Here is a 2,531-nt window from a genome sequence, read left to right as displayed (position 1 = left end):
TGGGGGGCCATCCGGGGCGGCAAGGGGTTGTTCATCACCGCCGATGACCAGCCAAAGGCCAGCGGACAGCAACTCGACATGGCCCCGGCTCAGCGCCTGCTCGAACAAGCGCTCCAGCAAAGCCAGGCACTGGCCGAGACCGCCAGGGCCGCACAAGCCCTCGCCGCCGACTGCGAGCGCCAGCAGGCCCTGGTCAATGACAGCCTCAAGCAACTGCGCGCCGCCGGACTGCTCGCCAGCGCGCCCGCTGGTATCGCCCTGGTGTCCGGGGCGGACCTGCAAACGAGCGCGGCGAACCATCTCATCGCCACCGCCGGCGGCAGCGCGGACATCAGCGCCGTCAAGCGCTTCACCGTCGCCGCCGGCGAAGCGGTGTCCCTGTTCGCGCAGAAGCTCGGCATGAAGCTGTTCGCCGCGCGCGGCAAGGTCGAGATCCAGGCGCAGAGCGATGAACTGCAGCTGGCGGCGCTTAAGGACGTCACGATCAGCAGTACGGACGGGAAGGTTGTTCTTACCGCTGACAAGGAGGTCTGGATCGGTGCCGGAGGTTCCTACATCCGCATCACTGGCGAGCGGATCGAGAACGTCACGCTGGGCGACATCGCCGAGAAGTGCGCATCGTGGGACAAGCACGCGCCGGGGGMCAAGTTGATTCCGCCGCAGCAATTGCCCCGCACGGCTTGCAAGAGCTGCCTGATCKACGCCATGCGCAGCGGCCAGTTCGGCATCTACATCAAATAKAGGCACTCCCATATGGACTACCGGTTCGCCCTGATCGACTCAAGCCATCAAATGCGCTTCCACCTTCGGCTGGACCGTTGTGGCGCCGCATACCAGTCGCTGTTCGAAGGCTATCCCGAGGCATCGCTGCTGGACATCGCCCCGTTGCTGATCGACCTGAGCCATGACGATCAGACTGGCCGGAACGTCCTTGCCGATGCGATGCGCCTCGGTGAGCTGAAACCGTGCGTCAGCATCATCGCAGCCTCGCGTCCGCTGACCGACCTCGCCGGGCATCTACGGCAGTTTCATCAGGTCAAGGTGCCGAACAATCGCGAAATGATCATCCGCTGGTACGACGGCCGCATCTTTCCGACATGGCTCGCGCTCCTTGACGACGATCAACGCGGATTCTTCACGCGCGGCATCACGGAATGGCGCTACTTCGACCGTTTCGGTAAGTGCCAGCAGGCCACGCTGCCTGCCGACGACGCTCACTATGACGGGGCGTTTTCCCTGCCCGTCCACCTCGACGAAAAGCAAATCGCCGCCCTGGAGGCTGCCACCGAAGCGGACGGCATGATCGGCGGCCTGCAGGCAATCATGCCAAAGCTGCGGCACGTGCCATACCGCGTAGTTCATCCATTTATCGAAGCGCATTTGCGTGCCGCGCGCCAGCATGGGTTGTCCGACGTGGAAGATTTGGTGGAGTACCTGATATTGGCCTTCCAGACGTCGGGGCGCTTTGTCGATCATCCGCAAGCCACGCAACGGTTGTCGATGCCGGCGAATGCGCACAGCGATACGTTTGCGAAGTGGGCAGGCGGACCTGGGGTTGAGGTCGCCGCCGGCACGCMTTTATGGGAAGCGCCTGACGAGCAGGAGGATGCACGATGAACCATCGTCTGGCATCGGCGGCGAGCCTGAGGCGTTGCGGCCGGCTGGCCATGCTTGCGGCACTGTCGCTGGCAATGTCCGGATGTGGCGACAAGCCCATCGCGGTGTCAATGGTTGGCTACAACCACACCGATGTAGGCATCTACGCGTTCGAGGTCAATGGCCGTGGTGGCCCGAATATCTGGCCGCACGAAGGCGGTGGCAAGTTCACCTGTTGCGTCACGGTGCCACGGGTCTACAAGCCTGGCATGACGGCGAAGGTCAGGTGGSTCCATCGCATCGACGATGTTCCGCAGGAGCGGATTGTCCCTGTGCCCCCCTACCGCCCTGAAGACGTGGGGCTTCTGACTCTCCATTTTCTTCGAGACGGCAGTATCAAGGTGTTCGTGACSATGACGCTGCTTGGTCACCCGGCGTATCCCCTGAAAGGCGACGAGGCGCGCAAGTAACCACAGTTCCACSAGGAGAGTCATGCCTTACACAGTAGCGCGCCCACGGGCGTGGATAGCCGGCCTGCTGGCAGCATTGTCACTGGCAGTGTCCGGTTGCGGCGACAAGCYCATCGCGGTGTCAATGGTTGGCTACAACCACACCGATGTGGGCATCTACGCGTTCGAGGTCAACGGTCATGGCGGACCGAATATCGGGGCGCACAAGGGCGGCGGAAAGTTCACTTGTTGCGTCACGGTGCCACGGGTCTACAAGCCTGGCATGACGGCGAAGGTCAGGTGGCTCCATCGCATCGACGATGTTCCGCAGGAGCGGATCGTGCCGGTACCTCCTTATGGACCAAGGGATGGCGGAATGTTCGCCGTCCACTTCCTGCGCGACGGCAATGTCAAGGTGTTCGTGACCATGATGGGTCTTGGACATCCCGACTATCCMTTGAAGGGCGACGAGGCGCGCAAGTAACC

Annotated in this window: 3 protein-coding genes; all 3 read left to right on the top strand. The window is 62.7% G+C overall.

Annotated elements, in window-relative coordinates:
- Positions 1-1,617: DUF4123 domain-containing protein (locus AC1EJR_RS27185; RefSeq protein ID WP_477147847.1), on the top strand; the 1,617-nt coding region annotated here is incomplete at its 5' end.
- Complete coding sequence (locus tag AC1EJR_RS27180) at positions 1,614-2,066, top strand: DUF3304 domain-containing protein (RefSeq protein ID WP_477147846.1); 453 nt, start codon at positions 1,614-1,616, stop codon at positions 2,064-2,066. The genes AC1EJR_RS27185 and AC1EJR_RS27180, both read left to right, overlap by 4 nt.
- 22 nt (positions 2,067-2,088) lie before the next feature.
- A complete protein-coding gene (locus tag AC1EJR_RS27175; protein ID WP_477147845.1) occupies positions 2,089-2,529 on the top strand; it encodes a DUF3304 domain-containing protein in 441 nt (146 codons plus the stop codon).
- Positions 2,530-2,531: the final 2 nt, after the last annotated feature.

This window comes from Cupriavidus sp. 05T42 (assembly GCF_056396345.1).
The sequence above is the reverse complement of the archived record's forward strand: the minus strand, read 5'-3'. Positions and strand labels throughout refer to the sequence as shown.